Raw genomic sequence first — 23,443 nt, forward strand, 5'->3', positions numbered from 1 at the left:
TAAAGTTCTCTTTTACGCCATCGTCATGCCGCCATCGACGGCAATCGTCTGTCCGGTCACATAAGCGGCTTGTTCCGAAGCGAGGAAGGAGACAAGGTTCGCCACATCCTCCACCTGTCCGAAACGGTTGAACGGAATCTGCTCGAGTGTAGCCTCTCGTTGCGCATCTGTCAAGGCATCGGTCATATCCGTTTGAATGAACCCTGGACAGACGGCATTGACAGTCACGTGACGTCCCGCGAGTTCGCGCGCCACTGATTTTGTCAATCCGATCAACCCTGCTTTTGCAGCCGCATAGTTCGCTTGTCCTGCATTGCCGGTAATCCCGACAACCGAGGCGATGTTGATAATTCGACCTGCTTTCGACTTGAGCAAAGGTCTCGTGACGGCTTGCGATGTCAGAAAGGCGCCTTTCAAGTTCGTCGACAGCACATCTTCGAAATCGACTTCTTTCATTCGCATGAGTAACCCGTCACGCGTGATCCCTGCATTGTTGACGAGACAATCGACGCGTCCGAACGTATCGACTGTCGTCTTGACGAGCGCTTTGACATCGTCAGCATTGGATACATCTGCTTTCACGGCGATGGCTTCGCCGCCTGCATCCGTGATCATGGCCACGACATCATTCGCCTTTTGTTCACTACCCGAGTAGTTCACGACGACCCGAAAGCCGTCTTCCCCTAAACGTTTCGCGATGGCCGCCCCGATTCCCCGGGACGCCCCTGTCACGATCGCCACTTGATCATGCACGTACTTCTCCTCCTAACGAGGCGACTTCTTCCAACGTGGTCGCCTTTTGAATCGAAACGTTCGAGTCGATTCGTTTAATCAATCCTGAAAGCGGTGAAGATGGGCCGAACTCGATGAACGTGTCTACGCCGTCTGCAATCGCCTTGCGCACACATTCTTCAAAACGGACAGACGAATACAGTTGTTTCGTCAATAACGCCTTCAACTGTTCAGGGTCACGATGTACCGCCGCGTCCACGTTCGAAATCAAGTCGATGGAAGCCGCTTTAAATGGCGACGAGGCAAGAACGTCTTGGAAACGTGTTGCTGCCGGCATCATGTAGGAACTATGGAACGCTCCAGATACGTTTAACGGCAATACCCGCTTCGCACCGGCAGCCTTCAATTCCACGCTTGCTTGTTCGACCGCGTCGACATGCCCTGAAATCACGAATTGACCAGGACAATTCAAGTTGGCGATTTGAACTAAATTCCCACTCGCACTGATTTTTTCAGTGATATGAAGCGCTTCTTGAAGATCGGTCATCCCGACGACTGCTGCCATCGTTCCATCCTTCACTTCAGACATCAACTGTCCACGCGCCCGGACGAGAACGGTCGCTTCTTCAATATCGATGACACCCGCACTGACGAGCGCCGCATATTCACCGACACTATGCCCGATGACGACATCTGGTGCCGCACCGCTCTTCGCATAGGCTTGCGCGAGGAGCGAAGCGTGCGCCACGATGGCCGGCTGTGCAATTTCCGTTTCTTGTAGGTCTTCCTTCGACCCGGATGACATGACTTCAAGTAGGTCAAATCCGAGTCGACGTCCGATTGCTTGAAGCGTTTCAGGATAATCTAAAAAGGTTTGTCCCATCCCAACGGCTTGGGAACCTTGCCCTGGAAACACCCATGCTACTTTCCCCATATCTTCACCTGCTTTCGCTTAGTCTATCGCTTTGGCACGCTTGATTTTTTCAACGACATCGTGATCTACCATGATTTTCGCCTGTTTCAACGCACTCATGATGGCGAGTGCATCGCTCGACCCATGCGCCTTGATGACCGGTGCATTGATCCCGAATAATCCGGCTCCCCCGTGTTCGCGATAATCCAACGTTTCTTTTAATCGTCTCAATTTCGGTTTTAAGATGAGAGCGGCGAGTTTGGATACAAGGTCACTCGTGAATTGTTCTTTCATCATCTTCATGAGCATCGAAGAGGAGCCCTCCACACCCTTTAACAAGATGTTTCCGGCAAATCCTTCGGTCACGATGACATCCACATCACCTGACATCGCTTCACGCGCCTCGACATTCCCAACAAAATGGACAGGTGCCTGTTCAAGGAGGGGGAACGCTTCTTTTGTCAGCGCATTTCCTTTACCGGCTTCCGTCCCGATATTGAGAAGAGCGACACGCGGTGTCTTGATGCCACGGACATGTTCCGCATACAGCGAACCCATAATCGCATAATCCACGAGGTGTTCAGCTTTTGCATCCGGATTCGCTCCGACATCCAGTACGACGACACCACTACCAGTATATGTAGGGAACGTCGGAGATAATGCCGGACGCTCGATTCCTGGGATTCGCCCGATGATGAAAAGAGACGCCGCCATCAATGCGCCGGTATTCCCGGCAGACACGAGAGCATCCGCTTTTCCTTCTTTGACAAGCTGAGCTGCCACGACGAGCGAGCTATCCTTTTTACGGCGCACCGCCCGTACCGGTTCGTCTTCACCTGTGATGATTTCACTGGCTGGGACAACCGTCACACGAGGATCATCAAGACCGTATGAGGCAATTTTCACCTCATCACCAACTAAAAAGAGTTCCATCGGTTCATTCGGATATTGCGCGATGAACCGTTTCACACCTTCTACAATCGCCTTCGGTGCGTGATCGCCACCCATTGCATCAATCGCTAACTTCATGCTTACTCCTCCTCACCACGTCGGTAAATCGTGAAGTCGCCGTCAAAGACGCACTCCTCACCGACATAACTTTCAACTGTGACGTCCGTTCTCCCGTCCCCTCTTAGTTTCATCACACGAGCCTTGGCAACGACTCGCTCTCCAAGATGGACTTGGCGACTAAAGCGAATATCCGCTTTAGTGGTCAACGCCAATTCATCATTGATGAGCGCCACCGCTAACGAGTTGGCTTGCGCGAACAAGACGTGTCCACGGGCAATCTCGTTGCGGCTAAAGACGTGTTCTTTCTCTATATCGAGGACTGAGATCGCAGAGTCATCTAGCTTCAAGTCAATCATATCACCGATGACCTCGCTCATTGAAAGCGATTTGACTTCATCGAGATGTTCGGAAGCCACATGTTTGATTCGTTCCCGCACTTCTGGAATTTTTAATTCCATCCGGTCGAGTCGAATTGTTTGGATGCTGACAGAAAACTGCTTTGACAGTTCTTCGTCTTTGATGAACGGGTTATGCTCAATCGTTTCTTGTAACAAGCGTTGCCGCTCTTTCTTAGGTACCCGCATTCAGTTCCCTCCTAAACTAATCGCTAAAGAACTTAATACCTGGTACTAATAGCAGTATATATTCTTTAGTCGTCATTTTCAAGTACTATTCTAACCTTTCCCCAACGAGAAGGTCGAGTTGTTTCAAATAGCCACGTAACCCTTCATACTGGGCGTCATGCCAAAATGTGTCGCTTCCGAGAAGTTTCACGGCATCTTGCATGGCCACTTCCATCACTTTCAAATCGAGAACGGGATCGGCGACACGGAAACTCGGGAGACCGCTCTGTGCGGTTCCAAAGAAATCACCAGCCCCACGCAACTCTAAATCTTTTTCTGCCAATACAAAGCCATCGTTCGTTTCCGTCATCGTCTTCAAACGGACTTTCCCGACATCCGATTTCGGGTCTCCTACCAAGATGCAGAATGATTGATGCGCACCACGACCGACACGGCCACGCAACTGGTGTAATTGCGCGAGACCGAAACGTTCGGCATCATGAATGATGATTAGAGAGGCGTTCGGGACGTTCACCCCTACCTCGACGACTGTTGTGGAGACGAGAATCTGTGTCGCATTATCGGCGAATGATTTCATAATCTCGTCTTTTTCTGTACTCGATAGCTTTCCATGCATCAGGCCAACGCCATAGTTCGAGAAGCGTTCTTTCAATAGCTCATACAGTGCCGTCGCACTCTCCACTTCTAATGTATCCGACTCCTCGATGAGAGGTGCAATCACATACGCTTGACGGCCGAGTGCGAGTTCCCGATCGACCATTGCATGCACACGATCGATTTGATCATGTTTCGCCCAATACGTTTCAATCGGCTTTCGTCCTTTTGGCATCTCATCAATCGTGGAGACATCCATCTCTCCGAACGCACTGATGGCAAGCGTCCTCGGAATCGGCGTCGCGGTCATATATAATACGTCGGCGAATTCGGCCTTGTCTCGTAGCTTCTTCCGCTGTTCGACACCAAACCGGTGCTGTTCGTCCGTAATCGCCAAATGTAGATTCGAAAATTCGACCGGTCCTTGGATGAGCGCGTGCGTCCCGACGATGATGTCGACGTTACCCGATCGAATTGCCGTCAGAAGCGCTTCGCGCGCCTTCCCTTTCACTGAGCTCGTCAGGAGGGCAATCGTGATGCCAAACGGTTCAAATAATTCCTGTAACGATGTCGCATGTTGTTCGGCAAGGATTTCTGTTGGCACCATCAAGGCCCCTTGATACCCGGCCGTTACAGTCGCATACAAGGCAATCGCGGCAACGACGGTCTTCCCGCTCCCGACATCCCCTTGTAACAATCGGTTCATCCGTTCTGGTTTTTCAAGGTCAGATACGATTTCACGGATGACCCGTGTCTGGGCTCCTGTTAACGGGAATGCGAGCCGTTTGACGAATTCATTCAATTGATGCTTATCGAGGTGAAGGGCCCGACCGTTTCCTGACCGCTCCATTTTACGAAACGCCTGTAATTTTAACTGATACATGAGACACTCTTCATAGACATAGCTTCGTCTCGCCAGTTTATAGGTCTCAACCGTATCCGGGAAATGCATCCCACGAAGCATCGTCATCCGGTCAACTAATCGATATCGGTCGCGAATAGTATGCGGGACCTGTTCGGGCAGATCGTTCACCTGCTCAAAAGCGAGTTTAACGATTCTACTGAAATTCTTTTGTGTCAGTCCGGCACGCAATGAATAAATCGGTTGCAGTCCGCCTGACGGGGCACCAAATTCAAGGTCGGTCGCGCTGATCGTCATCCGGTTCATGTCCCATTTCCCTTTGACCGTCACCGTCTCCCCAATCACCAATTTTTCTTTATAGAAGGCACGGTTGAACATCGTCACTTGGACGGCGTATCGGTCTTCGAGTAACAACCGGAACTGGAGACGATTTTTCCCTTTACTATAGTAACGAACGAGCGGTTCGCCTTGGACTGTCCCGCTCCATTTGACGAGGTCGCCGTGCACAGCCGTCGTCACCGTCCCACTATTATAATTCTCATAACGAAACGGGACGTGCTCAAGCACGTCCTCGATTCGAACAAGTCCCATCACTTCTAACTTTTTGGCCATCTCTGGCCCGACCCCTTTCAGCGTCGTCAGTTGATCATTGTTTTGCATCTTCTTTCGCTCCAAATATATTTCGTTCGAGGCGACGAGCCGTCGGTGTATTGGCAAGTCCACCTTTAGCGGTTTCTTTTAAGGCCGTCGGCATCATTTGGCCCACTTCATGCATCGCCGAGATGACCTCGTCACAAGGAATACGTGAGGTAATCCCCGCGAGCGCCATATCTGCTGCGACAATAGCGTTGGCACCGCCCATGGCGTTTCGCTTGACGCATGGAACTTCCACCAGCCCCGCCACAGGATCACAGACGAGACCGAGCATATTTTTTAGGGCTATCGCAAATGCCGTAGCCGACTGGTCCGGTGTCCCGCCAGCTGCTTCAACGATGGCCGCGGCTGCCATGCCCGTCGCCGACCCGACCTCGGCCTGACATCCACCAGCCGCCCCTGAAATCGAGGCGTTGTTCGCCACGACGAATCCGAACGCACCTGACGTGAACAAGTAACGGATCATCGCGTCGCGGTCCATTTCAAGGCGATCTTTTACCGCAAACAATGTTCCCGGTACGACGCCCGCGCTCCCCGCTGTCGGTGTCGCACAGATTCGTCCCATCGCCGCGTTCACTTCGTTCGTCCCGATCGCTTTCGACACCGCATCTAAAATGAGATCCCCAGCGAGCGACTTGCCCGAACGAATATACTCTTGCATGAGTACGGCATCATTACCCGTCAATCCCGTAACCGACGTGACACCTTGGAGTGCACGTTCGACCGCTTCTTCCATCACCTCAAGATTTCGGTCCATCATCCCGATGATGTCCTCGCGACTGGCGCGTCTGACGTGCATCTCTTGCTCAATCATCACTTCAGAAATCGGGATATTCCGTTCTGTTGCAATCGTCACTAATTCCTCTACTGATTTAAACATCACACATTCTCCTCATTCCCCAAAAATAGCTATCCGTTCGATTTGCGGTAACCGTTCCAGCTCTGCTAACACTTCCGCAGGAATGGTCTCATCAATCTCAATCGCCATCAACGCCTGCATCCCTTTTTCATGGCGGCTCACTTCCATATGACCAATGTTTAATTGGTGATTCGCCAACACACCGGTCACAGCCGCGATGGCCCCGAATCGATCATGGTGCAAGACGACGAGTGCAGGCCCCCCACCTGTCAGTTTCAACGGGAATCCGTTCAGTTCGGTAATTTCAATCGTTCCCCCGCCGATTGAAATCCCGACAATCTCAAATGTGCCCAATTCATCTTCGAGTAAGACCCGGGCCGTATTCGGGTGATCCGTCAACAGATCACTCGTCTCAAAAATGACCTCGATCCCTTTTTCACGGGCGATGTCTAACGCTTGTGGGATTCTCAGATCGAATGTATCGAATCCCATGATTCCACCGACGATGGCCACATCCGTACCGTGTCCCCGATACGTGTCAGCAAACGACCCATAAAATGTGATGTGCGCGGTACGCGGCGTTCTCCCGAACAACTTACCAGCCATCAAGCCGATGCGGGCAGCACCTGCTGTATGCGAACTCGACGGTCCGACCATGACCGGGCCAATAATGTCAAACACACTACGATATTTCATCAATTTTTCCCCCTTTCAAAAATCCCTACCTTCATTATACAGAAGGTAGGGATTCGAAACAGCTTATTCCACACTAAAAATATAAGAGTAAAGCGGTTGTTTACCGTCGTGAACTTCAATTTCAATCTCGTCGTTCACCGATTCGATATATGACGTCAACGCTTCTACGTCCGATGCAGAAGAGCCTTCTCCTGTTAAGATCGTGACGATTTCGTCGTCTGCGTCGATGAGCGCATCGACTAATCGTTTAGCCGCTTCTAAACTCGATGGAGATGAAGAAACGATTTTCTTCTCAGCAATCGCCATGTGCTCATCTTTTTTGATTTCAACGCCATCGATGCTCGTATCACGAACAGCGTACGTCACTTGACCGGACTTCACTGTCGCCGCTGCCGCTTTCATCGCTTGTTCATTCATCTCGACATCCGCTTCAGGATTGAATGCGATGGCTGCCGCAAGACCTTGTGGGACGGTCTTCGTCGGAATGACCGACACGCCGCACGGTGCGACAGACGCCGCTTGTTCAGCCGCCATGATGATGTTGGAGTTGTTCGGGAAGATGAAGACGTGTTCCGCATGTGCCGATTCAATCGCCTTGACGATATCTTCCGTCGACGGGTTCATCGTCTGACCACCTTCGATGACGTGGGCCGCCCCGAGTGAACGGAACAGTTCGCTGACGCCTTCACCCATTGCGACCGTTACGATGGCAAATGGTGCTTTCGGCTTCTCCGCTTGTTGAACACCGTGTTGGTTGGCGCCGTGTTCTTCTTCAAGAATCGTCGAGTGTTGTTGACGCATGTTCTCAATTTTGACTGCGACGAGTTCACCGAAGCGCTGACCTTTCGTGATGACCTCACCTGGCGTCTCGACGTGAACGTGGACTTTCAAGAGCTCCTCGTCCGCGACGACAAGAAGAGAGTCCCCGAGTTCAGACAACTCGTTGCGGAATGCATCTTCGTTGAACGGTGTATCTTTCAGCTTGTCCTCTTGGAAACGAACCATGATCTCCGTACAGTAACCGAATTCGATGTCCTCTGTCGACATGAATCCTTGCGCCGCATGCGCATGGTGTTCTGCTTCAATCAATGCATCCATCACCGGAGTATGTGGTTTTTCGAGTTCTTTTCCTTCAAGACTCGCAAGGAATCCTTCGTAAATGACGAGAAGTCCTTGACCACCTGAGTCGACGACCCCGACTTCTTTTAACACCGGTAACAAGTCCGGTGTACGGTCTAACGAAGCTTTTGCTTCGACGATGACACGTTTCATGAACTCTGTGAAATCACTTGTCGACTCAGACGCAAGGAGCGCTTCATCAGCCGCTTCACGAGCAACCGTTAAAATCGTTCCTTCAACCGGTTTCATAACCGCCTTGTATGCCGTGTCGACACCGCGTTTGAGCGCTTCTGCAAAATCAACTGTCGTGAGTTCCGTCTTACCTTCAACGGCTTTCCCGAAGCCGCGGAACAATTGGCTTAAAATAACGCCTGAGTTTCCACGTGCTCCCATCAGGAGTCCACGAGCGAACTTTGATGATACCTCTGCGATATCAGATGAGTTCATGGCTGCTACTTCTTTCGCACCTGACGTCATCGTCAAGTTCATGTTCGTTCCCGTGTCTCCGTCTGGAACCGGGAAGACGTTAAGCGAATCTACATAATCTGCGTTTTGGCTCAAGTTGGCCGCTCCGTTTGCGATCATGTTTGAGAGCGCCACGCCATCTAAACGATTTAAACCCACACCAAATCCTCCTCCGTTTTCGTCAGTCATTCGTCAGACGAACGCCTTGAACGAATATATTTACCGACGAAACGTTTAATCCTAAAGTTTCTCCGAGCGTATATTTCACTCGGCTTTGCACGTTGTATGCGACTTCAGATACTTTCGTCCCGTAGCTTACAATGATGTGCATGTCGATATGTACGTCCTCATCCTCTTGACGTACGACGACACCACGCGCGTAATTTTCACGTTTTAACAATTCAGCAATGCCGTCTTTCAATTGTGCCTGTGAAGCCATGCCGACCACACCGAAGCATTCCATCGCCGCACCACCTGCGAGTGTCGCGATGACGTCACTTGTGATGTCAATATTGCCATATGTTGTCTTCATTTCAATTGCCATATGGAGTAGCCTCCTTTATTCGGAATGATTCCTAATGTACATTCTACAATAAGTACCTAGTTATTAAAAGAACCTGCTCCAGAATCTCGGTCAATTAACGCGATAACCTCATTCATTATTCAAATCCTTGAGAGTAATGTCAAGTTTTTTTCTTGTCATGGTATGATTTTCTAGTTGCATCGGGAAAAAAGCCGTGCTAATATAAACGAGTGTCTATTAGGACGAACCCACATAAAAAAGGAGGGGAAACGCATGGCACGTAAATGCTACGTAACAGGTAAATCACCTAAATCAGGTAACAACCGTTCGCACGCACTCAACAAGACAAAACGTACTTGGGGTGTAAACGTACAAAAAGTTCGTATTCTCGTTGACGGTAAACCGAAACGCGTTTGGGTTTCAGCTCGCGCACTTAAATCAGGTCTCGTTGAACGCGTATAATACTTATACACGAACGAATAAATCCCAGCGGCATTCGCCGATGGGATTTTTTTTTGCTTATTTTTTGACGAGCATAACGAGGGCCATTCCTTCATGAACCGTCAACAAGGCAAGCTCTTCGCTCCATTCATTTGAAATGGTCAACGCTTGCGCGCTATGGACCGGATGACGCTCGAGTGGATATTTGACCCCATCAATTGAAATCGTAGCGGTTTTCCAAGGCATGAAAGACAAGTAATGTTCATCTAGTTTTTTAATCTCATAACTTCCTGGCCGAGCGAGAAAAATCGTTTGACCCGTCCCATGAAGAACCATCCCCGGATACGATTCGAGTAGACCGACGTTCGCGAACGTCATATCAACTCGACCACCGAGTGCCCCGTACACGTGCATCTGGGTCGCCCCTTGATCGATTGCCAACTGAAGCGCAATCTCGAGGTCGGTCACATCCTTTTCAGATGGATAACGTAGCGCTTCCTCAGGAGGTGTTCCGACAAACGAATCAAAGTCCCCGACCACGACGTCGACATCAATCCCTTCATCTAATAATCTCTGATATCCGCCATCGACTCCGATGACAAAATCGACATCACGTGGTAAGTCCGGAATAGGTTCCGGACTCGCCGCGACGATCAAGATGTTCATTGACGAATGTCCCGTGTCGCGACACGCGTGAATCGCGGAGCTGTCGTGAAGAGTAAGACTAATACGATGGCTGAGATGACAAACGACGGAACCATATAAGTTGCGTTATAGCCAAGTGAATAAGCCACGACCGGACCCTCCGCATACTCAGCGAAAAAGACAATCCCTGAGATGACGTGAGCCGCATAACGCAACGCCGACCCGATCAATGCGCCGAGCACCAAATAGGTAGCGAGCGTCTTCGTCGCGCCTTGACCAGCGGCCTGTTTCACACGTCCGGCAAAGACGCCGGCCACGCCGACAAGTCCGTACGCGACCGTATAATCGAGCAAGAACTGAACTGGCGTAAAGATATAGGCTCCGAACAAGAGTTGAAGCGTCCCGACGAGCGCACCAGTCGCAAGTCCCCCTTTCAATCCGTGACGAAACGCCATCACAAAGATCGGGAGCATCGCCAGACTGATTGATCCCCCTTGTGGCAAACGATATGGGATGAGTAAATCAAAAACTAGCCCAAGCGCTGCGAACAATGAAATTTCGATGAGTGCTTGTAATTTAAAACGTGATTTCATCTTTCTTCCTCCTTTATTGTGTGAACGACAAAAAGCAGCATGACGTAAACGCCATGCTGCTTGGATTCGCAACGTGCATTTTCGCCACATCCCTACGTCCGTGTGAACGGAACAGGTTCAAAGGGTTAGCGTATGCCTCTCAGCCACATCATGTGACACCCCTTGCGACTCTATCTTGTTGTTCTACCGTCGATTATACACGAGATGCGCCACGAATGCTATCGATGGCTGCTTTATAATCCGGTTGATTGTAAATGGCCGAACCGGCAACTAGGACATCTGCCCCTGCATCAATGCAACGTTTCGCCGTCTCTTCGTTGACACCACCATCAATCTCAATTTCAAAATCGAGCTGACGGTCTTTGCGAAGCTGACTGAGCGCCGAGATTTTCGGTACGACGGATTCAATGAACGCTTGTCCACCAAACCCTGGATTGACGGTCATGAGCAATACCATATCGACATCTTGAAGGATATGTTCAATCGTAGAGAGCGGTGTGTGCGGGTTCAAGACGACCCCACATTTCGCCCCTGCCGCTTTGATTTGCTGCAAGACTCGATGTAAATGGTTCGTTGCTTCCACGTGAACAGTCACAATGTCTGCCCCCGCCTTGACGAAATCTTCGACATAGCGTTCCGGTTGATCAATCATCAAATGCACATCGAGAACCATGTCTGATTTTTTGCGCAAGCTTGCGAGGACTGGTAGCCCAATCGAGATGTTCGGCACGAACTGCCCATCCATCACGTCAAAATGGATATAATCCGCCCCCGCATCTTGAACGGCTTTCACTTCAGCCTCCAAATTGGCAAAGTCGGCTGCTAAAATTGATGGTGCGATTTTAATCATCTGTCAATACCTCCGTTTACGATCGTTTAATTCCTCCATAAAGGTAACATAATTCTCATAACGAGTTGAAGCAATTTTGCCATCTTCTACGGCTTGTTTAATGGCACAGCCCGGTTCATTGATATGGACGCATCCCCGGAACTTGCAATCGTCGTGACGTTCCACAAATTCTGGGAAGCACCATCTTAGTTCATCCGCCTCGAGTTCTTGAGGAAACTCGAGACTAGAAAATCCTGGCGTATCCGCCACAAGCCCGTCGGCCAATTGAATGAGCGTGACGTGACGCGTCGTATGTTTCCCACGACCGAGTGATTTGGAAATTTTCCCTGTGGCCAATTCGAGTTCAGGCGCGACTGCGTTTAAAAGCGAACTCTTCCCGACACCTGTTTGACCGGCAAACACGCTCGTCTTCTCTTTGAAGAGTCCCCGTACTTGATCGACCCCATCCGAAAGCTCCGTCGACGTTTCAATCACGTCATATCCGATGGCACGATAGCGGGCGACCGCTTCTTGAATCGGTCCGGTCTCTTCTTCACTGAGTAGGTCCATCTTCGTTAACACGATGATTGGATGAATCTGTTTGGATTCGATCAATACGAGGAATCGGTCAAGCAAATGATAAGAAAACGCCGGTTCTTTCACAGAAAAAAGTAGAAATGCCTGATCGATGTTGGCGATTGGTGGGCGGACGAGATGGTTTTGACGTTCCTCCACCTCTAAAATATAGCCTGTCCCATCTTCTTGATCTTGAATGACAACGTCATCGCCGACGACAGGTGAGATGTTTCGTTTCCGAAAATTCCCTCTCGCCCGACACCGAATCTCTTGATTCGACTCGGTCATCACATCATAAAACCCGCCTTGTAAACGAATAATCGTTCCTTTCAATATGACTACCTCCCTTAAAAAAGAGGTGACGACACCGTCACCTCTTTATTGTGCCTCTTTGGCCTGTGCATATGTGACTGAATCCGTTCGGACGATCTCACCATCGACTTCAATCGTTGCGGTCCCGACTTCGTCCGGAGCAATGACGAGCGTATACGAGTATGTTGTCGTCTCTGTGATTTTATCCCGTAACACTTCAATTTCACCACGCGCATCGACCGTACGAATCACGACCTCCACGGCTTTCGGTTTCTTGTCTTTTTCCGGTTGCTCGACTTCGACGCTCACTTCACGTTCGATGGAGACGTCCGTCGGTTCAACCCCTTCCGATACGATGACCGTAAGTTCCGTTCCCGGATCGACTGCCGTACCCGCCGTTGGAAGTTGACGGATGATTTGACCTTTAGGAACACTTGTCGAAAACTCATCCCGTCTCACGATTTTTAACTTGTTTTGATCGGCATAAGTCGATGCCTCGTCAAACGTATATCCCGCGAGATTCGACAGTTCGACTTTGTTGCTTCCTGTCGACACGACGAGCGTCACCGTCACTTCTGAAGGAACGACCTCCTCGCCTGGGTCGAGCGATTGCGAAATCACATCTCCGCTAGCGACTGTTTCCGAAGCTTCTGTTTTGATTTCAAGGTCACTGAACGCCAAATCTTTTAACATGCGTTCAGCTGCTGTTTGGGACAATCCTTCCACATTTGGCATTTCGACGGTTTCTTTCCCGGCCGAAACGACGATGGTCACCGTCGTGCCTCGTTTTGGTTTACGCCCTTCTTGTGGGTTTTGCGAAATGACCTCGCCTTCTTCGACGTCATCGCTCGCCCGCTCCGTCACTTCGACGACGAAATCGGCATTCTCAAGTTCAGACGTGGCATCTCCGATACTCATTCCAACGACATCCGGAACGACGGCTCGTGACATTTCATCGGCGACCACGTATGCCGCAATGCTCCCCCCAATCAGGAGCAACACGAGTAAAATCCAAATCCACCATTTGCGTTTCTTCTTTTTGACCGGAGTCACCGCTTCAGGTTCTTGCTCGCTAGACGCTGTGACCGGGGTCTGAACCGGTGTCTCTGGTTTTTCTTCAGGCATGACCGGAGCCATGACGAGCGTTTGATCGAACTCATCCTGACTGGCCGGAACACGTCTCGGCTCATTGGCGCGTTCACGGCTTAATGCCGTCATGCAGTCTTTCTTAAAGGCTGCGACCGAAACATGACGGGCACCTGGTGACTTCGACAATGCTTGCATGACGCAGTTTTCGAGTGCCTGTGGAATATTCGGATTCAAGTCCATCGGTCGAATCGGGTCATCTTGCAAATGTTGAAGCGCAACGGCGACCGGTGTCTCGCCAATGAACGGGACACGACCTGTCAACAATTCGTACAGTACGGCACCGAGCGAATAAATATCTGACTTTTCATCAGCAAATTTACCGCGTGCTTGCTCAGGTGAGAAATAATGGACCGAGCCCAGCACAGACATCGTATGCGTCAACGTCGCATTCGACATCGCCACGGCAATCCCAAAATCAGTCACCTTCACGTTACCGTGCTGATCAATCATCATGTTCTGCGGCTTGATATCACGGTGAATGATTCGATTCGCATGGGCATGGTCAATCGCATCACAAATCTGTCCCATGATGCGTAGCGCTTCATCGACAGATATGTATTCCTCTTGCAAGTATTGTTTTAACGTCACCCCATCGACGTGTTCCATGACGATATAGTACAAATCTTCTTCATCGCCGACGTCATAGATCGCCACGATGTTTGGATGGTTCAGACTCGTAGCCGCATGGGCTTCTCGCTCGAACCGACGTATAAATTGTTCGTTATGTGAGAATTCAGATCGCAACACCTTGATGGCGACGGTTCGGTTTAAGATCTCGTCATGAGCCCGGTAGACATTTGCCATGCCTCCGCTGCCGATTTGTTGTTCGATCCGATAACGATCGTTGATTCGTTCTCCGCTTCGCATCGGATTCATCCTCTCTTTCTATCTGTGAATTGAACGAGGGCGACCGTGATATTGTCGCTCCCTCCCAATTGATTGGCTTCTGCAATGAGTTGCTCCGCTTTTTGTTCGGCGGATGCCGTTTGTTGTAATACGTGTTGAATCGCCACATCGGTCATGTGTGTCGTCAATCCATCCGTACAAATTAAAATCACATCAAACTCAGGGTCAGCGAGCACTTGCACGTCAGGTTCGACTTGTTCGCTTGAACCGATTGCCCGGGTGATGACATTTCGTTTCGGATGAACCCGCATCTCTTCTTCCGTCAATTCACCGAGTTGTTTGAGCACATTGACGTAAGAATGGTCCTCCGTAAGACGTCTTAACTCATTCGCCTGGAGCGCATAGACGCGACTATCTCCGATATGGACGATGACCACCGTCTCTTCATTCCAACAAACAGCTGCCACAGTCGTTCCCATCATGACAAGATTGGACTGCTTCGCAAATTGCAACACTTGATCGTTCGCCAAATCGATGTGGTGGCGGAACCATCGTTCGATTTCGACAGGGGTTGTCGGGAGAGACGGGAACGCCCGTCTAAACTCTTCAATCACGATTTGACTCGCAACCTCTCCCGCTGCATGCCCACCCATTCCGTCTGCAACCAGGGCAATCCCGGTTATGGCATCACCTAAGATTAAAACTGCATCTTCATTTTGTGTGCGTACTTGTCCACGATCTGTTCGAAATGCTAATTCCATCTTTCTGATTACCTCGTTTCTTGTTCGCGCTCCTTCGCTCGAAGCTGTCCACAAGCGGCATCGATGTCCGACCCTTGCTCGCGACGGATTGTCACGTTCACATTGCGGTCTTTGAGCACTTTTTCGAAGGCAAAGATTTGAGCTCGCGGTGTCCGTACATAGTCACGTTCGAGTACATGGTTGACGGGAATCAAGTTGACGTGACATTTGATTCCTTTTAACAGGTCTGCCAAGAGATGGGCATATTCTTCCGTATCGTTGACACCACCAAAGAGTCCATATTCAAACGTGATGCGACGTCCGCTCTTCTCTGTGTAATAACGGACCGCATCCATCAACTTGTCCAAGTCAAAGGCACGGTTGATCGGCATGAGCTTGGTACGCAATTCCGTCGTCGGTGCGTGAAGTGAAATGGCGAAGTTGATTCGCATACCTTCATCGGCAAACTTGTAAATCTTCGGAACAATCCCACTCGTCGATACCGTGATGTGTCGTGCTCCGATGTTGAGTCCATTGTCATGATTGACAGTACGTAAGAAACGCATTAACTCATCGTAGTTATCGAACGGTTCGCCGATTCCCATGACGACGATAGAGTCGACGCGCTCTCCTGTCGCGTCTAATGCACGTTGTACGTCGAGCACTTGAGCTGTGATTTCCCCGGCTTCTAAGTTTCGTTTCAAGCCGCCGAGTGTCGAGGCACAGAACGTACATCCGATCCGGCAACCGACTTGTGTCGTGACACAAATCGAGTTTCCGTATTCGTGACGCATGAGTACCGTTTCAATTGAGTACCCGTCCTGAAGTTCAAACAAGAACTTGATTGTGCCGTCTTGGGATTCCTGCTTGACCAATTCTTTTAACGTCGTCAATTGGAACGATGCCTCTAATTTGTCGCGAAGCGCTTTCGGAACGTTGGTCATATCATCAAAAGTCGTGACCCGTTTGACGTACATCCAATCATATAATTGTTTCGCACGGAATGCCTTTTCTCCTGCCTCGATCACCCATGCCTCAAGTTCTGGAAACGTCAACGAATAGAGTGACGGTTTTGCGCCTACGAGTGGATTCTTTTCTACTGCTTTTGGATTCATGTTTTATACCTCTTTCTTAAATGCGGCGATATAGAAGCCGTCGGTCCCGAATGTCGTCGGTAATAAATTTAGTTCAGCACGGTCCGATTCCATCATCGGACGAACAGATTGTGGGAGACGACCTTTGAGCGTTTCGTCCCACATCAACCCTTTCGACAGAATATAGTCAGCCTGCGTCTCATTTTCAGACGGGTCGATTGTACATGTCGAGTAAACTAGCGTACCACCTGGTTTGAGCAGTGGCAATACGGCATCAATGATTTGTCTTTGTATCTTTGGTAAGTTTTCGAGTTGAGCTTTGTCCTTCGTCCATTTAATATCCGGCTTTCGACGAATGACGCCAAGGCCCGAACAAGGGACATCTAAAAGAATCCGGTCAAAGCTTTCTTCTTCAAACCGTTCACCTGCTAAACGAGCATCAAGGGCAAGTGCGGTCACTCCATTGATGTGTAGACGTTTGGCTTGTTGATCAATCAATTTTGCTTTATGTGGATGAAGGTCAAGCGCGGTGAGCGATCCACCTTGCATTCGCTCTGCCGTATGCATCGCCTTGCCGCCTGGCGCGGCACATGCGTCTAGGATGACATCGTCTTTCGACACGTTGAGTGCATCCGCGACAATCATGGAGCTCTCATCTTGAATCGATAGAAGACCTTCCTCGATAAACGGGGTCGCATGGACATTGCCAGACTCTACGACAAGTCCATCAGCAGATAGTTCAGAACGTGACGTCATGACGCCAGCGTCAGCCAACCGGTTCATCATCTCATCCACTGAAATACGCTTTCGGTTGACCCGAATCGTAACAGGAGCAGGTTCATTGTTTAATCGGCAAATCGCTTCTGCAGTTTCCACACCATATAACTCAATCCAATCTGATACGAGCCATTCCGGATGACTGTGCTCTATGGCGATTCGTTCTGCATCGGTCAAGCCACTAAAGTCCGGAAACCCTTCCCGAAGCACATTTCGTAACACCCCGTTTACGAATTTGCTCGTTCCGAGGTGATGACCTCGTTTTTTCGCGATTTCGACCGCCTCGTGTAGGACGGCCCGGTCGGGTACTTTATCAAGATAGAAGAGTTGATAAACGCTCATCCGAAGAAGCGGGAGGACAAACTTGTCTAGCTTCTTCGGCGAACGGATCCGGTCTTTCAAAATATAATCGAGCGTCCCTTTGCGACTGAGCGTCCCATATACGAGTTCGGTATAGAGACCGACATCTTTTGGGGCAACTTTTTTTTGTTTCAATGTATCATTGACGGCAATCGTCGAATACGCGCCGCCCTGTTCAATTTTCATCAGCGTATCAAGCGCTGCTTCACGTACGTTCATGAGTTCCTCCTAATCGGTCGCCAATCCGTAGCTTTTGTCCGGCGCCACGCATGAAGGTTGCACCATCCATCCGTTTCTTACCTGCGGGTTGCAAATCGGTCACTTTGATTGCGACGTCGTTCCCTGTCGCCACGACAAATCCGTCTTCTTCCAGACGAATGACTTCTCCCGACTGTCCCGTTCCTGTCGTTTTTTCTCCCATGAACAATTTCACTCGTTCGCCTTCAAGCGTTGAATAGGCCGTCGGGAATGGATTCATTCCTCGAATATGGTTGTAGATGGACTCGCCATGCTTCGTCCAATCAATCTGTTCACGCTCACGGCTGATGTTCGGAGCAAACGTCACGTCTCGCTCGTCTTGAGGCACCGCCTCAATCCACCCTTCCAAGAAGGCCGGAAGCGTACGGATGAGAAGATCGCTTCCTGCTACAGCCAGTTTATCAAATAAAGACCCGACTGTATCCGTCTCTTCGATAGGTACGATGGTATTGGCAATCATGTCACCTGCATCTAACTTGTCGACCATGTACATGATCGTCACACCTGTCTCCGACTCCCCATCAAGAATGGCTTGATGGATCGGGGCACCTCCGCGATATTTCGGAAGGAGGGAGGCATGTACGTTGATGGCTCCGTGAGGCGGGGCTTCTAGTAAGGCGGTCGGCACGATTTGTCCGTACGCCGCCGTCACAATCAAATCAGGCTTCAGCTCTAAAATTTCTGCATAGTCTGTGCGCACTTTTTCAGGCTGCAACACGGGAATACCGTGACGAAGCGCACACTCTTTTACTGGAGTCGGCTTAAGTTCACGTTTTCGCCCGACCGGTTTATCCGGTTGCGATACGACACCTACGATATTGTATCCTTCTTCAAGCAGTCGCTCAAGTACCGATACGGCGAACGTCGGCGTCCCCATGAAGACGATGCGTTTGTCTTTTCCAGGGTTCGGGACGGCGAGCTTGTCTGTGAACAAGACGCCATCCAAATGATCCATCTCATGTTGAATCGCACGAGCGAAAAAGCCGCTCGCTTGAATCGTATGTGTCCGCCCTTTCAAATCTTGATTCTTGACGACGATCGACTCGTGTCGTTCCACGAATCCGAATTCGCCTGGGATGCTCAAACATCCCTCTAGTCCAACTTCTCGACCGGATGTTTCAATGATTTCCGGGTTGATCAAGACGAGCGGTCCCGTCTCATCATCGGTATGGACGACCGCGAGCCGCTGGTTCAAATTGACTTGCGGTGCCGCGACACCAACTCCGTCATACTCATACATCGTATCAAACAATCGGTCGACAGTCTGACGCAATTTTTTATCAAACTTTGTCACCGGTTCGCACGTTACGCGCAAAATGTCATTAGGTACTTCTACTACTTTATACATGTCTCTCCACCTCACATGAATACGTATGGGTTCACATCGATACTCATTTGATATTCTTTCTTGCTGATTGCTTTGGCTCTCGCTTGCTGTAATCGTGCCAGCTCCACATAGAGTGCTTCGGGTTGTTTTGTTTTAATGAATACTTGATAACGATAGGCGTTCTTCAATTTCGATAACGGTGCCGGCATCGGTCCATTCAAGCGACTATTCTCCACGTGCGCTTGTAAAAAGTCTGATGCGAACAATTCTGCCTCGGCCTTGGCGACAAGGGGATTTTCCGCCGAAAACGTGACGAGCGTTAAAAACCAGTAAGGAGGATGATTTCCGACTTGTCTGAGTCCCATCTCTTTGGCGAAAAATGTCTCATAATCATGTTCACTCGCAGTCTCGATCACATAATGGTCCGGGTTATACGTTTGGACGAACGCCTCACCCGGAAGTTTTCCGCGCCCGGCTCTTCCTGCCACTTGCGTGACAAGTTGGAAGGTGCGTTCGGTCGCCCGAAAGTCAGGCATCCCGAGTGTCGCATCCGCCGCGAGTACCCCGACGAGGGTGACGTTTGGGAAGTCGAGCCCCTTGGCAATCATCTGCGTGCCAAGTAAGATGTCGGCCTCCCCTTCTTCGAAACGACGCAACAACTGCTCATGTGAACCTTTTCGAGACGTCGTATCCTGGTCCATTCGGATGATGCGCGCTTCTGGAATCCGGTTCAACAGTTCCGTCTCGATTTTTTGTGTGCCCGACCCGAACTGTTTGATTTTCTTACTATTGCAGGATGGACACGTCGAAGGCATACCGACCTCGTAACCGCAGTAGTGACACTTCAACCGATCTCCATATTGATGATATGTCAAATTGACGGCACAATGCGGACATGTCATGCCTTCCCCGCAGTCCCGGCACATGACGAACGTCGTGAATCCACGACGGTTCAATAAAATGACGCACTGCTCTTTTTTCTCGATCCGGTCGAGAATCCCTTGGAACAATTCTTCCGAGAACATCGTCGTATTGCCTTTCGCCAATTCACGGCGCATATCGATAATGTGGACCGGTGGCATCTCTCCACCGTACCGTTCTTTCAAGTGTAAGTAGCGATACACACCCTTTTGCGCTCGGGCGTAGGACTCGAGGGAGGGTGTCGCACTGCCCAACACGACGGGACACCCATGATAGCGTGACCGCCAGATGGCAACATCGCGCGCATGATAACGAGGATTTTCCTCTTGCTTGTACGTCGTCTCGTGCTCTTCATCTAAGATGATGAGACCGAGTCGGTCGAGCGGGGCAAAGATTGCAGAACGGGCACCAACGACGACGTCGACTTCATTTCGTTTAATCTTACGCCACTCGTCGTACTTCTCACCTTTAGACAGAGCGCTATGCAGCACGGCGACCCGATTGCCGAAACGACGTTTGAAGCGTTTGACCATCATCGGAGTCAAACTGATTTCGGGAACGAGTAAGATGGCTTGTTTCCCTTCATCGATGACTTGTCCGATTGACTCTAAATAGACTTCGGTCTTCCCGCTTCCCGTCACACCGTGGACGAGTAACGTCTCACCCGCGTCAGCCTCATGAATGGCCCGAACCGCGTTGGCTTGACTGTCGTTCAATTGAACCGATTCCTCGACTTGCTCGATTGTCGCGTACGGGTCACGATTCAACTCGACCTCGGTCAATCGAACCGCTCCGAGTTCCGCAAGTTTCTGCAGTTGTGGGCGAGTCAGCCCAATTTGGCGAAGTGCCGACCAATACATGCGTGGGGTCTCCTCAAGTTGGCGGACCGCTTCTAGTTGTTTTTTCGCACGTTTCGAGACGACTGTCGCATCGAGGAGTTCGACGACGACGTCGGTCTTAACGGTCTTCTTTTCTTTTAAGACGGGTGCTAAGGTCAGCTCCCCTTTTTTAGCGAGTCCTAGAATGACTGACTGAACTTCTTTCGGATACTCTGATAAATGCGTTCCGAGACGGACCCCATCAGGGACTTGTCCTTCTTTGATTTCTTTGTCATAACTGACCTTGAGCGCGGCCGGAAGCATCGCAAGCAAGGCGGATGAACGAAAGCAAAGTGTCGTCTCTTTCACATGGATGGATAAAGCGAGCAGTTCGTCAGTGAGTGAAGACTCTTCATCTAACAGCGCTTCTAACGGTTTCAATCCTTCCCTCATCCCATCTGACGTACCAACAACGATTCCGAGGAGACGTCGTGAGCCGAATGGGACGGAGACGCGCATGCCCGGTTCAATCAAAGCTTCAAATTGTTCAGGTACTTCATAATCAAACGGACGGTCAATCGTGATCACCGGTGCATCGACATGTACATGTGCAATCATTGGACCGCTTCCTTAAAATGTGTGAGCAACTCGAACGCCAACGCTTTCTTCGATTGTTTCGGAAGTCTAAGTGACGTCCCGTCAGCTTGGAACAAGACGACTTCATTGTCGTCCGCCCCGAATCCGACGTCACTGCCAGACACATCGTTCGCCACAAGGTAATCGACGTTTTTTCGCTTCAGCTTAGCTGCCGCGTGCTCCTCGAGTCGTTCCGTCTCAGCAGCAAATCCGACCAACACTTGATGGGTCTTCTTCTCACCGAGTGATTTTAAAATGTCTGTCGTTTCTTCAAGTTCAATCGTAAGTGGACCGTGGACTTTTTTATGTTTTTCCGAATGAATCGTTTTTGGACGATAATCCGCAACTGCCGCTGATTTCACGACGAGGTCTGAATCCTCAAAACGGCTTGTCACTTCGCGCAGCATCTCCTCACTTGACTTGACGGGAACCGCTGTCACGCCTTCCGGGACAGGAACTTGGAGCGGCCCGTGGACGAGCGTGACATGGGCACCCATGTCACGAGCCACCTCAGCGAGTGCGACGCCCATTTTCCCTGACGAATCATTGGATAAGTAACGGACGGGGTCGATGCGTTCGATAGTCGGGCCAGCCGTGATCAAGACATCTTTTCCAAGATATAGTTTCGGAACGAATTGGCTTTCGATGATGCGAACTAAGTCTTCCGGTTCGGGCAGACGTCCCCCGCCAATCCATCCGCAAGCCAAGTTGCCGACACCGGGTTCAATCAACTGATAGCCGTATGATTTTAACGTCTCGATGTTCCGCTGAGTGGCAGGATGTTCGAGCATGTTCACATTCATCGCCGGTGAGATGATGACCGGGCATTTCGCAGCCAAAACGGACGTCGTAATGAAGTCATCCGCAATCCCGTTCGCCAATTTTGCGATCGTATTTGCCGTCGCCGGAGCCACGACAATCAAATCGCTCGAGTCGACGACATCGATATGAGCAATCTTTGTCGGGTCATGCTCTTCGAAAACGTCCGTATAGACCGGGTTGCGACTGAGCGCCTGGAAGGTCGTCTGACCTACGAATTGTTCCGCCGATTTCGTCATCGCGACGCGAACATTCGCTCCGGCTTGAACCAATTTCGATGTGAGCGCACACGCCTTGTAGGCGGCGATGCCACCACTCACACATAATAAAATAGTACGATCCTTCACCATTCCCAAACTCCCCCTTATAGACAATGAGACCCAAGTCGCAAACGACTTGGGTCACACTTCATCCGTTGTTTTTTTCGTTCACGATGATTGTCGTATCACCCGAAAATAGTTCTTCTAACGCTTGACCGACCGGCTTATATGATTTTGGCTCGGCGACTTTCGGTGCTTTTCCATCTTGAATCTGACGCGCCCGTTTTGCAGCGACCGTAACGATCGTGTATTTTGACGGGATAGTACGTTGTAAGGCATCAATCGAAGGGTATAACATTAAATGACCTCCATCATGGCTTTTTTATAGAGTGACGCAACACGTTCACGTTTACAATGCTCGGCTGTCACGATCGCTTTAATTCGATCGATGGCTTTGTCGACCTCGTCGTTCGTGACGACATAATCGTAGGCGTCCATCAACTCGATTTCTTCACGCGCGACGAGCAGGCGTTGCTTAATGACTTCTTCTGACTCCGTGCCTCGTCCGATGAGACGATTGCGAAGTTCTTGAAGACTTGGTGGTGCCAAGAATAAAAAGACGGCTTCTGGGAGAAGTTCCTTCACTTGGAACGCCCCTTGCACCTCAATTTCAAGAATGACATCTTGGCCGCTTTCGAGCGTTTCACGCACCCACTCTACAGGCGTCCCGTAATAGTTACCGACAAATTCGGCATGTTCAAGCAGTTCTTTTTGTTCGATCATCCGTTCGAACTCTTCTCTCGATTTGAAGAAGTAATGCACTCCTTCAACTTCCCCTTCACGTGGTTTTCGGGTCGTCGCCGACACCGAATATTGAAGGTTGTTGTCCTCTTCCTCGCGAAGAGCACGGCAAACGGTCCCTTTTCCGACACCGCTCGGTCCAGACAAAACGATTAATAATCCTCGTTCTTTAAAATTCACTGCAAGCCCTCCATCTTCTAACATCACATTTAATTATAATAGCAGTCAA

The 23,443-nt window shown here is 50.2% G+C and carries 23 protein-coding genes and 1 riboswitch; of the genes, 1 reads left to right on the forward strand and 22 read right to left on the reverse strand.

The window, feature by feature from the left end; all coding sequences use genetic code 11:
• Positions 1–12 precede the first annotated feature (12 nt).
• From fabG to KOG47_RS08155, 9 genes are all read right to left on the reverse strand, one after another.
• A complete protein-coding gene (fabG, locus tag KOG47_RS08115) occupies positions 13–753 on the reverse strand; it encodes a 3-oxoacyl-[acyl-carrier-protein] reductase (protein WP_215244050.1) in 741 nt (246 codons plus the stop codon).
• The gene (gene fabD / locus KOG47_RS08120) at positions 746–1,666 is read right to left on the reverse strand and encodes an ACP S-malonyltransferase (RefSeq protein ID WP_215244051.1); all 921 of its coding nucleotides are present in this window, start codon (positions 1,664–1,666) and stop codon (positions 746–748) included. Before fabD ends, fabG begins: the two co-directional genes overlap by 8 nt.
• An 18-nt stretch (positions 1,667–1,684) precedes the next feature.
• Positions 1,685–2,674 carry a phosphate acyltransferase PlsX gene (gene plsX / locus KOG47_RS08125; protein ID WP_074037278.1) on the reverse strand — a complete coding sequence of 330 codons (990 nt, stop codon included), beginning with the start codon at positions 2,672–2,674 and terminating at the stop codon, positions 1,685–1,687.
• A gap of 2 nt (positions 2,675–2,676) precedes the next feature.
• Positions 2,677–3,240: a transcription factor FapR gene (gene fapR / locus KOG47_RS08130; RefSeq protein WP_196430528.1), complete on the reverse strand. Its 564-nt coding sequence runs from the start codon at positions 3,238–3,240 to the stop codon at positions 2,677–2,679.
• 85 nt (positions 3,241–3,325) lie between these two features.
• Positions 3,326–5,356 carry an ATP-dependent DNA helicase RecG gene (gene recG, locus KOG47_RS08135; protein ID WP_214691064.1) on the reverse strand — a complete coding sequence of 677 codons (2,031 nt, stop codon included), beginning with the start codon at positions 5,354–5,356 and terminating at the stop codon, positions 3,326–3,328.
• Positions 5,343–6,230, reverse strand: coding sequence for an L-serine ammonia-lyase, iron-sulfur-dependent, subunit alpha (gene sdaAA / locus KOG47_RS08140; protein ID WP_074037281.1), 888 nt, complete (start codon positions 6,228–6,230; stop codon positions 5,343–5,345). Before sdaAA ends, recG begins: the two co-directional genes overlap by 14 nt.
• Positions 6,231–6,242: 12 nt before the next feature.
• Positions 6,243–6,905: an L-serine ammonia-lyase, iron-sulfur-dependent subunit beta gene (sdaAB, locus tag KOG47_RS08145; RefSeq protein WP_078146679.1), complete on the reverse strand. Its 663-nt coding sequence runs from the start codon at positions 6,903–6,905 to the stop codon at positions 6,243–6,245.
• 63 nt (positions 6,906–6,968) lie between these two features.
• Complete coding sequence (locus tag KOG47_RS08150; protein ID WP_214691065.1) at positions 6,969–8,648, reverse strand: DAK2 domain-containing protein; 1,680 nt, start codon at positions 8,646–8,648, stop codon at positions 6,969–6,971.
• A gap of 22 nt (positions 8,649–8,670) precedes the next feature.
• On the reverse strand, positions 8,671–9,033 hold the full coding sequence (locus tag KOG47_RS08155) for an Asp23/Gls24 family envelope stress response protein (RefSeq protein ID WP_015881350.1): 363 nt from the start codon (positions 9,031–9,033) through the stop codon (positions 8,671–8,673).
• 252 nt (positions 9,034–9,285) lie between these two features.
• On the opposite strand from KOG47_RS08155, the gene rpmB reads away from it, so the two are divergent.
• Positions 9,286–9,474, forward strand: a complete 189-nt coding sequence (gene rpmB / locus KOG47_RS08160; RefSeq protein WP_015881349.1) for a 50S ribosomal protein L28 — start codon at positions 9,286–9,288, stop codon at positions 9,472–9,474.
• Positions 9,475–9,531: 57 nt separating this feature from the next.
• Here rpmB and KOG47_RS08165 read toward each other — a convergent pair whose 3' ends face one another.
• The 13 genes from KOG47_RS08165 to gmk form a co-directional block, all read right to left on the reverse strand.
• Complete coding sequence (locus KOG47_RS08165) at positions 9,532–10,119, reverse strand: thiamine diphosphokinase (RefSeq protein ID WP_215244052.1); 588 nt, start codon at positions 10,117–10,119, stop codon at positions 9,532–9,534.
• Positions 10,116–10,691 (reverse strand): energy-coupled thiamine transporter ThiT, encoded by a 576-nt coding sequence (gene thiT, locus KOG47_RS08170; protein ID WP_031421608.1) that lies wholly within the window; start codon positions 10,689–10,691, stop codon positions 10,116–10,118. The genes KOG47_RS08165 and thiT overlap by 4 nt, the downstream gene beginning before the upstream one ends.
• Positions 10,692–10,763: 72 nt before the next feature.
• A riboswitch (TPP riboswitch) is annotated at positions 10,764–10,864 on the reverse strand.
• Positions 10,865–10,884: 20 nt separating this feature from the next.
• Positions 10,885–11,541 carry a ribulose-phosphate 3-epimerase gene (gene rpe, locus KOG47_RS08175; RefSeq protein WP_015881346.1) on the reverse strand — a complete coding sequence of 219 codons (657 nt, stop codon included), beginning with the start codon at positions 11,539–11,541 and terminating at the stop codon, positions 10,885–10,887.
• A gap of 3 nt (positions 11,542–11,544) precedes the next feature.
• Positions 11,545–12,432: a ribosome small subunit-dependent GTPase A gene (gene rsgA, locus KOG47_RS08180; RefSeq protein WP_047795432.1), complete on the reverse strand. Its 888-nt coding sequence runs from the start codon at positions 12,430–12,432 to the stop codon at positions 11,545–11,547.
• 42 nt (positions 12,433–12,474) lie between these two features.
• Complete coding sequence (pknB, locus tag KOG47_RS08185; protein WP_074037289.1) at positions 12,475–14,424, reverse strand: Stk1 family PASTA domain-containing Ser/Thr kinase; 1,950 nt, start codon at positions 14,422–14,424, stop codon at positions 12,475–12,477.
• A 5-nt stretch (positions 14,425–14,429) separates the two neighbouring features.
• Positions 14,430–15,164: a Stp1/IreP family PP2C-type Ser/Thr phosphatase gene (locus KOG47_RS08190; protein WP_074037291.1), complete on the reverse strand. Its 735-nt coding sequence runs from the start codon at positions 15,162–15,164 to the stop codon at positions 14,430–14,432.
• 8 nt (positions 15,165–15,172) lie between these two features.
• Positions 15,173–16,258, reverse strand: coding sequence for a dual-specificity RNA methyltransferase RlmN (gene rlmN, locus KOG47_RS08195; protein WP_015881342.1), 1,086 nt, complete (start codon positions 16,256–16,258; stop codon positions 15,173–15,175).
• Between the two features lie 3 nt (positions 16,259–16,261).
• Positions 16,262–17,593, reverse strand: a complete 1,332-nt coding sequence (rsmB, locus tag KOG47_RS08200; protein ID WP_215244053.1) for a 16S rRNA (cytosine(967)-C(5))-methyltransferase RsmB — start codon at positions 17,591–17,593, stop codon at positions 16,262–16,264.
• Positions 17,580–18,980: a methionyl-tRNA formyltransferase gene (fmt, locus tag KOG47_RS08205; RefSeq protein WP_215244054.1), complete on the reverse strand. Its 1,401-nt coding sequence runs from the start codon at positions 18,978–18,980 to the stop codon at positions 17,580–17,582. The genes rsmB and fmt overlap by 14 nt, the downstream gene beginning before the upstream one ends.
• An 11-nt stretch (positions 18,981–18,991) precedes the next feature.
• Positions 18,992–21,316: a primosomal protein N' gene (priA, locus tag KOG47_RS08210; RefSeq protein ID WP_215244055.1), complete on the reverse strand. Its 2,325-nt coding sequence runs from the start codon at positions 21,314–21,316 to the stop codon at positions 18,992–18,994.
• A complete protein-coding gene (gene coaBC, locus KOG47_RS08215) occupies positions 21,313–22,503 on the reverse strand; it encodes a bifunctional phosphopantothenoylcysteine decarboxylase/phosphopantothenate--cysteine ligase CoaBC (RefSeq protein WP_215244056.1) in 1,191 nt (396 codons plus the stop codon). The genes priA and coaBC overlap by 4 nt, the downstream gene beginning before the upstream one ends.
• Before the next feature lie 58 nt (positions 22,504–22,561).
• Positions 22,562–22,771 carry a DNA-directed RNA polymerase subunit omega gene (gene rpoZ / locus KOG47_RS08220; protein ID WP_015881337.1) on the reverse strand — a complete coding sequence of 70 codons (210 nt, stop codon included), beginning with the start codon at positions 22,769–22,771 and terminating at the stop codon, positions 22,562–22,564.
• Positions 22,771–23,418 carry a guanylate kinase gene (gene gmk / locus KOG47_RS08225; RefSeq protein ID WP_031421596.1) on the reverse strand — a complete coding sequence of 216 codons (648 nt, stop codon included), beginning with the start codon at positions 23,416–23,418 and terminating at the stop codon, positions 22,771–22,773. Before gmk ends, rpoZ begins: the two co-directional genes overlap by 1 nt.
• Positions 23,419–23,443: the final 25 nt, after the last annotated feature.

Origin of the sequence: Exiguobacterium sp. s121 (assembly GCF_018617245.1) — a bacterium.
Taxonomy (GTDB): domain Bacteria; phylum Bacillota; class Bacilli; order Exiguobacteriales; family Exiguobacteriaceae; genus Exiguobacterium; species Exiguobacterium profundum.

Excerpts from the sequence above, each read along its gene's own strand:
- thiT (WP_031421608.1), bottom strand. The coding sequence starts at position 10,691 with ATGAAATCACGTTTTAAATTACAAGCACTCATCGAAATTTCATTGTTC.
- fmt (WP_215244054.1), bottom strand. The coding sequence starts at position 18,980 with ATGTATAAAGTAGTAGAAGTACCTAATGACATTTTGCGCGTAACGTGC.
- rpoZ (WP_015881337.1), bottom strand. The coding sequence starts at position 22,771 with ATGTTATACCCTTCGATTGATGCCTTACAACGTACTATCCCGTCAAAA.
- pknB (WP_074037289.1), bottom strand. The coding sequence starts at position 14,424 with ATGCGAAGCGGAGAACGAATCAACGATCGTTATCGGATCGAACAACAA.
- gmk (WP_031421596.1), bottom strand. The coding sequence starts at position 23,418 with ATGTTAGAAGATGGAGGGCTTGCAGTGAATTTTAAAGAACGAGGATTA.
- plsX (WP_074037278.1), bottom strand. The coding sequence starts at position 2,674 with ATGAAGTTAGCGATTGATGCAATGGGTGGCGATCACGCACCGAAGGCG.
- KOG47_RS08190 (WP_074037291.1), bottom strand. The coding sequence starts at position 15,164 with ATGGAATTAGCATTTCGAACAGATCGTGGACAAGTACGCACACAAAAT.
- KOG47_RS08165 (WP_215244052.1), bottom strand. The coding sequence starts at position 10,119 with ATGAACATCTTGATCGTCGCGGCGAGTCCGGAACCTATTCCGGACTTA.
- fabD (WP_215244051.1), bottom strand. The coding sequence starts at position 1,666 with ATGGGGAAAGTAGCATGGGTGTTTCCAGGGCAAGGTTCCCAAGCCGTT.
- priA (WP_215244055.1), bottom strand. The coding sequence starts at position 21,316 with ATGATTGCACATGTACATGTCGATGCACCGGTGATCACGATTGACCGT.
- recG (WP_214691064.1), bottom strand. The coding sequence starts at position 5,356 with ATGCAAAACAATGATCAACTGACGACGCTGAAAGGGGTCGGGCCAGAG.
- KOG47_RS08155 (WP_015881350.1), bottom strand. The coding sequence starts at position 9,033 with ATGGCAATTGAAATGAAGACAACATATGGCAATATTGACATCACAAGT.
- fapR (WP_196430528.1), bottom strand. The coding sequence starts at position 3,240 with ATGCGGGTACCTAAGAAAGAGCGGCAACGCTTGTTACAAGAAACGATT.
- rlmN (WP_015881342.1), bottom strand. The coding sequence starts at position 16,258 with ATGAATCCAAAAGCAGTAGAAAAGAATCCACTCGTAGGCGCAAAACCG.
- rsmB (WP_215244053.1), bottom strand. The coding sequence starts at position 17,593 with ATGAACGTACGTGAAGCAGCGCTTGATACGCTGATGAAAATTGAACAG.
- rpe (WP_015881346.1), bottom strand. The coding sequence starts at position 11,541 with ATGATTAAAATCGCACCATCAATTTTAGCAGCCGACTTTGCCAATTTG.
- sdaAA (WP_074037281.1), bottom strand. The coding sequence starts at position 6,230 with ATGTTTAAATCAGTAGAGGAATTAGTGACGATTGCAACAGAACGGAAT.
- sdaAB (WP_078146679.1), bottom strand. The coding sequence starts at position 6,905 with ATGAAATATCGTAGTGTGTTTGACATTATTGGCCCGGTCATGGTCGGA.
- rpmB (WP_015881349.1), top strand. The coding sequence starts at position 9,286 with ATGGCACGTAAATGCTACGTAACAGGTAAATCACCTAAATCAGGTAAC.
- coaBC (WP_215244056.1), bottom strand. The coding sequence starts at position 22,503 with ATGGTGAAGGATCGTACTATTTTATTATGTGTGAGTGGTGGCATCGCC.